The 8,221-nt window shown below is 60.4% G+C and carries 6 protein-coding genes; 3 read left to right on the top strand and 3 right to left on the bottom strand.

The annotated features are described in order from the left end of the window. Positions 1-24: 24 nt before the first annotated feature. Positions 25-1,041: a hypothetical protein gene (locus tag HMPREF2635_RS01390; protein WP_070510477.1), complete on the top strand. Its 1,017-nt coding sequence runs from the start codon at positions 25-27 to the stop codon at positions 1,039-1,041. Between the two features lie 23 nt (positions 1,042-1,064). Here the strand turns inward: HMPREF2635_RS01390 and HMPREF2635_RS01395 are convergent, their stop codons facing one another. Next, the gene (locus tag HMPREF2635_RS01395) at positions 1,065-1,991 is read right to left on the bottom strand and encodes a DUF1906 domain-containing protein (protein ID WP_070510474.1); all 927 of its coding nucleotides are present in this window, start codon (positions 1,989-1,991) and stop codon (positions 1,065-1,067) included. Between the two features lie 127 nt (positions 1,992-2,118). Continuing rightward, positions 2,119-2,547, bottom strand: a complete 429-nt coding sequence (locus HMPREF2635_RS01400) for an OsmC family protein (RefSeq protein ID WP_070510472.1) — start codon at positions 2,545-2,547, stop codon at positions 2,119-2,121. A gap of 195 nt (positions 2,548-2,742) precedes the next feature. On the opposite strand from HMPREF2635_RS01400, the gene HMPREF2635_RS01405 reads away from it, so the two are divergent. After that, positions 2,743-4,527 carry a flavin-containing monooxygenase gene (locus HMPREF2635_RS01405; protein ID WP_070510471.1) on the top strand — a complete coding sequence of 595 codons (1,785 nt, stop codon included), beginning with the start codon at positions 2,743-2,745 and terminating at the stop codon, positions 4,525-4,527. Positions 4,528-4,730: 203 nt separating this feature from the next. Beyond that, complete coding sequence (locus tag HMPREF2635_RS01410; protein WP_070510469.1) at positions 4,731-6,941, top strand: LamG-like jellyroll fold domain-containing protein; 2,211 nt, start codon at positions 4,731-4,733, stop codon at positions 6,939-6,941. Between the two features lie 362 nt (positions 6,942-7,303). Here the strand turns inward: HMPREF2635_RS01410 and HMPREF2635_RS01415 are convergent. Beyond that, positions 7,304-8,221: ABC transporter ATP-binding protein (locus HMPREF2635_RS01415; RefSeq protein WP_141761665.1), on the bottom strand; the 918-nt coding region annotated here is incomplete at its 5' end.

Consider the following 8,221-nt stretch of genomic DNA (forward strand, 5'->3'; position numbering starts at 1 on the left):
CGGTAGCGGGTAGACTCTAACCTCGTGTTTTACCCGCAGCCTCGTTATAGGGCGGTACCAGCGCGTGCTGGTGCCGCCCTTCTGGCGTGCGTGCTCGGTGCCACGGCCCTTGTCGCGTGCTCGCCTGCGAATGAAGAAGACTCCACGGTGGGGCGCCCAACGCACACCAGCACGGCTACTCCCGGCCCCATCGCGCATAAGAAGGGCGATCCACAGCTCGCGGCGGTAGGGGACACCGTGGGGCAATTCCTTAAGGGGGATGACGAGAAGTCAATCACGTACTACCGCATTGAGACAGGCATGCACATGGGCTCGCCCACCGAGCACCAGCCGCGCTATGCGCTCAGCCTGATCAAGCTCTACATCGCCGCCTACGTGCTGGAGCACGGTTCCTTCGAAGACAAGTACCTAGCGTTGGACATGATTGCTGATTCTTCGGATGAGAGCGCCGGGAAGCTCTTTGAGAAGTACCCGCGGTCCATCGATGCAATCGCCAAGGAATATGGGCTGGACTCTACGTCAGCGGGGGAGGATTGGGGTCACTCGATGACCTCCACCTATGACGTGGTGCGCTTCATCGTTCAGCTCTTGGAAGATGATCCGACGCACCCAGTTTTGGTGGCGATGTCCCACGCCGATGCCGTCTCAGCCGATGGCTACCAGCAAAACTATGGCACCGCGAAGCTCAGTGACGTCGTGGGCTCCAAGTGGGGTTGGTCCGACAGTAAGGACCGCCATTCCTCGGTGTCGTTTGGAGAGAATTTTGTTGTGGCTGCCTCCATCGAGGGCTCAGCCGAGGAGCTCACGTCCTACGTGCGCAAGGAAATCACGGGTAAGAACCTCGTGAAGGGAAACAACTTGAACAAAGAGGCGCTGGCCCATCCCGGCGCTAGCACCACGCGCTTGACGACGTCTACCGCTGCCCCCTCCAGCATCTCAAAGCCAGCGGCGTCCACAGAGTCGCCGGAACCGGCGTCATCGACCACGTCGTCGTCCTCCACGCCGTCTTCTTCGGCGGCGAAGACAACGGCGGCGCGGTAGAGACCAGCGCCGCCGCGTGTTGATTAGCTCATGGATTTGCGCACGGTGTTGAGGATATCCACCGCGCCGCGCACCTGGTCATTGCTAATGGAGGAGCCGGCGATGGTGATGCCATCGCCGCTGACGCTGGAGCCGCGCCCGGTGGGATCCGGCAGGGAAACATTGGGCAACGGGATGTCGTCAGGCACTGCCGGGATGTCCTTGACCTTTGGCGGCTCCACAGCACCATCGCCCGGGGTCCACTGGCCCCAGTCGTTGGCATATACGGTGTTGATATCGCACGTAATGCCGTCGATAGTGGCTTGATTCTTGGCCTTCTGGTGGATGGTGGTGCGCGGGTGGAGCTTTCCGCCAGAGCCCCAGTCGTGCATCCAGTAGAACTGGCCGATGCGGTCGGCAACACACCAGTCGATGACGTTGTAGTTGCCATACACGCCAGTCTGGTAGCCCGCGGCGCTCAGCGCTGCGGAGAAGGCCTTGAGGTAGGGGCGGATCTGGTTCTCGTACTGGGCGCGGGTGGGATTGTCATCGATGGCAATGTAGATGGGGCGCCCGGTCGGCCCGCCCGCAGCCTTGTGGATGGCGATGGCCTGCGGCGCATGGACTGCGGCGCCCGCAGCGCCGTTGAGCCAGTCCGCAGTTTCCGCGCGGCCAAACTGGTAGATGGAAGCGGTCTTGAGGCCTGCCGCTGCGTTGGCCTTGGTCTCCGCCAGGGTGACAGGCTTGCCCTTCATCCATTCGGCGCCGGGGCGGCGTTGGGATACGTAGCGGATGGCGCCGAGGTGGCCGGCTGCCTTGATGGCGCGGGCGGAAGGAACACCGGCAGAGAAGTCGATGATGGTGCCCAAAGCTGGGCCCACGGCGAGAGCAGCGGGCGCCTGGCTACCGATGGCACCGGCGGCCAGCGTGAGGGCACCGGCCTTGAACAGGGAACGACGGGACAAGGACATGGTGTGAATTCTCCTTGGGAGGCGGTGAAGAAGAAAGTTTCCGCAATCACTTTAGTCACAATGGTTGAAAATTGCACCAGGGGTAGCATTTGCTGGGTGCGACGACAATCCCTTTGTCTAAAGGTGCTTAAGACTCTGTCGTGCGGAAAGTGACGTTAGTGGGGTTTTCCACCGTGCGGGATACGGTGCAGTCCTTTTCTTGGGAGATGCGCACGAGGCGCTCCACCATGGACTGGGCTTGGCGCCCGGCGTCGGTATCGGGAAAGCGGAGGGAGAATTTCACGTCGACGTCGCTAAGCCTTGAGGCGCCGTCTTCGTCGACGCGGGTGCCTTCCACCTGGATGTCGAAAACCTCCGGCTCCGTACGTCGGGAGGTAACTACGTCGACGTCCACGGCTGAGCAGCCCGCCACGGCGGCGAGGAGCAGCTCAACAGGACTCAGTAGTCCTTCGCCCGAGCCGAACTCGAGGCTGGCGCCCGCCGCGTTCGTGGCGCGGTAGTGGCCGGTATCGACGCGGGTGACATCGACGTTGTACTTCTTAGTGATGTTGCTCATGAGCGTTCATCCTAGCGGCGGAAACAGGGGTAGGGGCGAGGGCTTTGCAGGTTGCCACACCGCATGCGTCATGCTGCGGAACTTTTAAAATTCTCCCTTTACAAAATTGTCACGCGGGGGAGAGGGTGTGATGTGCATCTCGCTGTGGGGGTAGGAATGGGAGAAATTGTTTCCCTTGATGAAGGAGTTGTGGCTATGACGACTGCGGAAATTAAAGGCTGGCTTGACAAGCTCGTCCACCTCACTGACCGTGAAGCACCGACGGCAGCGGACGTGGAGGAAGTCTTTGAACCCGGGGGCTTCTGGCGGGATCTTGCCGCGGTGACGTGGAACCTGCACACCGCCGAAGGTTCGGAAGCCATCGCCGCGATGATTGCCGGCACTGACGCTGCGCTCGACAACCCGGAGATAACAGAGGTGGAGGACGAAGGCAATGGCGTGACGCGGGTCCACTTCACTTGTGAGTCTGCGAACTTCTATGTCACGGCAATTGTTCGCCTCCGGGGAGACAAGGCTTGGACCTTCCTCACCTCCGCGCGCGAATTGAAGAATTTCCCGGAGCCTAAGGGGCGCCGCCGCCCGCTGGGCACGGAGCATAAGGTGATCAAGGACGCTAAGAACTGGGCAGATTTGCGGGAAGAACGCCGTGCGGCACTGGGGCATACGGAACAGCCTTACGTCCTCATCATCGGTGGTGGCCAGGGCGGTATCGCGCTCGGGGCTCGCTTGAAGCGCCAAGGTGTTCCCACGCTCATCGTCGATAAGGCAGGCCGCCCCGGCGACCAGTGGCGCGGCCGCTACCACTCCCTGTGCTTGCACGATCCAGTGTGGTACGACCACCTGCCGTACCTCCCCTTCCCGGATGACTGGCCGGTGTTCACCCCGAAAGACAAAATGGGGGATTGGTTGGAGCACTACGTGGGCATCATGGACTTGGATTACTGGACCAATAGTGAGTGCGTGAAGGCCTCCTTCGATGAGTCCAGCGGCACGTGGAAGGTCACCGTTCGCAAGGACGGAGAAGAGATTCTTCTGGAGCCCACGCAGCTGGTTTTGGCCACGGGTATGTCCGGAGTTCCGAATCGTCCGCACTTGGAGGGACAAGAGAACTTCGCCGGGGAAATCCGGCACTCCTCGGAGCATCCGGGTGGTGCGGGCGATGAGGGCAAGGATGTCATTGTGCTGGGCGCGAACAACTCTGCTCACGACATCGCCGCGGACCTCTACGCGCACGGCGCGCGGCCAGTCATGATTCAGCGTTCGTCGACGCACATCGTGCAGTCGGATACCCTGATGAAAGATGTCTTCGGCCCGCTCTACTCGGAAGAAGCCGTGGAGGCCGGTGTGGACACAGATAAAGCGGACCTCCTCTTTGCGTCCTGGCCCTACGCCGTGCTTCCCGACGTCCACCGTGAAGTCTTCGATGGCATCCGTGAGGCCGATAAAGACTTTTATGACGGTTTGGAGAAGGCCGGCTTCCAGAATGACTTTGGCGATGACGGCTCGGGCCTTTACCTGAAATACCTGCGCCGTGGCTCGGGCTATTACATCAATGTTGGTGCCAGTGAGCTGGTCATTGATGGCTCCATTCCGGTGAAATCTGGTGTGTCCATCGCTGAGGTGAAGGAGAAATCCGTGGTGCTGACGGACGGCACCGAACTACCCGCCGATGTCATCGTGCTGGCCACTGGATATGGTTCCATGAACGGCTGGGCCGAGCAGTTGATCTCCAAGGAAGTCGCCGACACCGTGGGCAAGTGTTGGGGCTTGGGCTCGGATACCACCAAGGATCCGGGTCCGTGGGAGGGCGAGCTGCGCAACATGTGGAAGCCCACGCAGGTTCCGCAGCTGTGGTTCCACGGCGGTAACCTGCACCAATCGCGCCATTATTCGCGCTACCTAGCGCTTCAGCTTAAGGCGCGCTATGAGGGGATGGATACTCCGGTCTACGAACTGGCGCCGGTGTACCACACCTCTTAAGGCAGACGAGCGCAGGCAGGAGCCTGCGGAAGTAGATGGCAATGCCATGAGGAAGCTAAAAGGCGGGTAGTCATTTAAAAGGAAATTCACATTGTGGTCACGCGGTCGCAAACTCCGGGCCATAATCTTTCCTTGTCTCTGTCGGTTGTTCCATGGCTTAAACCATGGAACAACCTCACTACCTCGTTTAGATAGGAAGATCTATGACTGCTCGCCGCGTGCTCGGCACCCTGGTCACCGCCTCGGTGGCCGGTACGTTCCTCGTCGTCTCTGCCTCTGCTGCCGAACCTTCAGAAGGCCTGGGCTCGCGTTTTAGCATCGGCGTGCTGCCGGATACGCAGTTCTACTCCCGTTACTCCACCCCGGAGACCGGCAACTTGGCCCAGGCGCGCTACGGCAGCGAGCCTTTTAAGGCGCAGGTCGAGTGGTTGGTGAAGAACCAGGAAGCGCTCAACATGGACTTCGCTACGCACCTTGGTGACGTGGTGGACCAGCCGGACGTCGACGGCGAGTGGAAGGTTGCCGATGAGGCCATGAAGGTCCTCGACGGTTCCGACCTGAACTACTCCATCCTGCCGGGCAACCACGACATGATTGAGGATAAGTCAGCGCACCCGTACAACGACTACTTCAGCGCCGAGCGCGCCAAGACCGCCAACCCGGAAACCTTCCAAGAACGCCACACTGCGGTCAACAACGACTCTGAGTACCACATTTTTGAGGCCGAGGGTCAGAAGTACTTGGTCCTGGCGCTGGCCTGGCGCGCGGACGATGAGGCCCTGGACTGGGCCCAGGGTGTTCTCGATGCCCACCCGGACCTGCCGGTCATCCTCACCAGCCACGAGGTTCTCAACATCGATGGCGCCGGCGAGGTCTTCTACTCCGATGACTACGGCCAGGGGCTGTGGGACAAGTTCATTAAGAAGAATGACCAGATTTTCCTCACCATGGGCGGCCACCACCACGGCGCGGGCTACCGCGTGGATAAGAACGATGCTGGCCACGATGTCATTGGTATCCTGCAGGACTACCAGATGGCATACCAGGGCGGTAACGGCCTGCTCGGCGTGCTTGAGTTCGACCTCTCCGGCAACGAGCTGGAGATGACCGCCCTGTCCCCGTGGGTCGCGCAGAAGCCGGCAAAGGAGCTCACGCAGTTCGACAAGCTCATCCTCGATGGCAAGGGCGATAGCTACCACGTGCCGCTGAACTTCAAGGAGCGCTTCGCTGACTTCGCCCCAGACTGGTCCATCGGCGATGAGAATGACCCGGACCTTGGCCAGAAGGCCCGCGACATCGTTGAGGAAGGCTACACCCCGTACACCATTCCGCAGGACCAGCTTCCGGAGGGCCCGAACGACTTCGTGAAGTCCGACAAGACCGTCTTCCACTGGCGCCCAGGCCAGACCAAGGACAAGGACGGCGCGCAGCTTAGCGACGGCGACGTGGCCACCGAAGGCGCAATCATTCCGGATGCCTTCGGTTCCGACGGTGCCGGTGACCTCGTTCGCGAGGGTGGTCCTTCCAACACGGGTGAGCGCATCACCTACACCAAGGATCACCACCCGCTGTCTTCTGATTCTGGTTCCCTCTACTGGTCCGACCCAGCCGGCAAGGCCGCGATGGCGGAGTTCCGTTCCAAGGAAGGCGCTGAGATCAACAAGGTCGATACTTCCGCGGGCTACACCTTCGAGTCCTTTGTGAAGATTCCGAAGGATTTCAACGGCTCTGAGCACGGCTGGGGCAGTGCGCTCTCCCGCGACTCCAGCATCGCTGAGCTTGTCGACGGCTCCGAGGACACCGACCCCACCGTCATGTTCGGCATCTCCAACCTGCGTGAGCTGCGCTGGTGGGCGGAGCCCAAGGAAGGCGAAGGCTCGACCGTGTGGTCCCACGAGGTGCCCACCGATGAGTGGATGCACATCGCCGTGGTGAACAAGCCGGATTCCGACACCGTGGAGATGTTCATCAACGGTGCACCGATCCTGCGCAATGCCAAGGGTGCTGAGGGCCTCCTCCCGCGCGATTTGCAGTGGGTCATGGGCGCTGGCTTTGATAACCGCAAGCCGCAGGACCCGTGGTACGGCTGGATTGGTGAGACTCGCCTGACCCAGGGCGTTCTGGATTCCGACGAGTGGCTCACCGCCCGCCCGGCCGTCCAGAAGGACCCGTCCGAGGACGACAACACGCCGTCCCAGCCGACGGATCCAACCGACACGAATGAACCTTCCATCGACGACATGGGCCAGGCCTTCTTCGCCGGCTCCAGCCGTGGTGCGAAGGTCATCCTGCCCATCGTCGCTGTCATCGCAGTCCTCGGCGGCGCGGCCTATGGCCTCATCCCCACCATCAACCGCGTCTTTGGCCTGAACATCCCGCAGCCTCCGCTGCCGAAGATTCCGGGCCTGAACTAGCGCTCAGCCCACGAACCTCCGTCCCCCGACTCACATTGAGGCGGGGGTTATCTATTGTGTTGGCACGTTTCGCGGCGGCCTCTATTTGTTAGAAAGGTCGCTTGACTGATTCGGCTTCACAGTGCTTCGTGGGCCCGAAATCGCTAGGGCAGCATGTGCTTGCCCGTGCGCAAGGAACTGAAGATTAAGGAGAACCATCATGAACAACAAACTGGCGAAGGCATGGCCAACGCCGCGCAGTGGTCGCTCGTAGCCGCTACCGCATTCTTCGCTCTGAGCTTTGTCGGTGCACTTAGGGTGCTCCGTGCTGCGGGGGGGAGAGAAGGGTGCCCCCGCAAACAACGCCGATCTCGGTGCCCGCGTTAATCGCGTCCCGAACTGATTTTCCACCCGCGTGCTGCTTTGCGTTGCTGCCAGAAGTGACGGTAGATACCGGGGACATCGGAAAGCTCAGAATGCGTGCCCAGCTGGCTGACTTGCCCGTGTTCATCCAAGACTACGATTTGATCAGCAGATTTGATTGTATCCAGCTTATGGGCGATGACAATAAAAGTAGATTGCTCCCGTAGCTCGTCCATCGCAGCAAGAATGTTTGCCTCATTCTCTGCATCGAGCGCGGAGGTAGCCTCATCAAAGAGTACAATCGGCGCTTGCTTGAGAAGCGCGCGAGCTACAGATACGCGCTGGCGTTCACCACCGGATAGAAGCCGCCCGCCTTCACCAACAGGAGTATGCCACCCTAGGCGGTTGGCAATAGAAGTCACGCCTGAAAGATCAGCTGCGCGGAAGACTTCCTCATCGGAGGCGTCGGGACGACCAACGCGGATATTAGCGATTAACGAGTCGTCGAAGAGGTAGACGTCCTGAAAGACCATGGACAGTCTGGACATTAACTGTTCGGTTCCAAGCTCGCGGATATCTACGCCGTCAACCATCACCGCCCCGGAATCTACATCCCAGAATCGCGAAATAAGGCGCGCAATTGTGGTCTTTCCGGAGCCAGAAGGACCGACAATGGCGGTAACGGTGCCTGATCGAGCATGGAAAGTGACATCTACCAATACTGGTTTATCGCCGTATCCAAACGTGACATTACGCAGCTCTACATTTCCCGAACCATCGCCTGGGCGCGGAGTAGTGGGTTCTGGCAGGGAAGGAGCATCCGTGATGAGCTCAGTTTCTGCGAGCGCGATACGACCGGCGTCTAAACCGACGAAAGAAGAACCTAGCTGCTCAAGCGTGCGGGTAAACCGGCTCTTCCGGTTTCGGGGTGCGTAGCG

The organism is Corynebacterium sp. HMSC035E02, assembly GCF_001836065.1.
Taxonomy (GTDB): Bacteria; Actinomycetota; Actinomycetes; order Mycobacteriales; family Mycobacteriaceae; genus Corynebacterium; species Corynebacterium hiratae.

Excerpts from the sequence above, each read along its gene's own strand:
- HMPREF2635_RS01405 (WP_070510471.1), top strand. The coding sequence starts at position 2,743 with ATGACGACTGCGGAAATTAAAGGCTGGCTTGACAAGCTCGTCCACCTC.
- HMPREF2635_RS01410 (WP_070510469.1), top strand. The coding sequence starts at position 4,731 with ATGACTGCTCGCCGCGTGCTCGGCACCCTGGTCACCGCCTCGGTGGCC.
- HMPREF2635_RS01400 (WP_070510472.1), bottom strand. The coding sequence starts at position 2,547 with ATGAGCAACATCACTAAGAAGTACAACGTCGATGTCACCCGCGTCGAT.
- HMPREF2635_RS01395 (WP_070510474.1), bottom strand. The coding sequence starts at position 1,991 with ATGTCCTTGTCCCGTCGTTCCCTGTTCAAGGCCGGTGCCCTCACGCTG.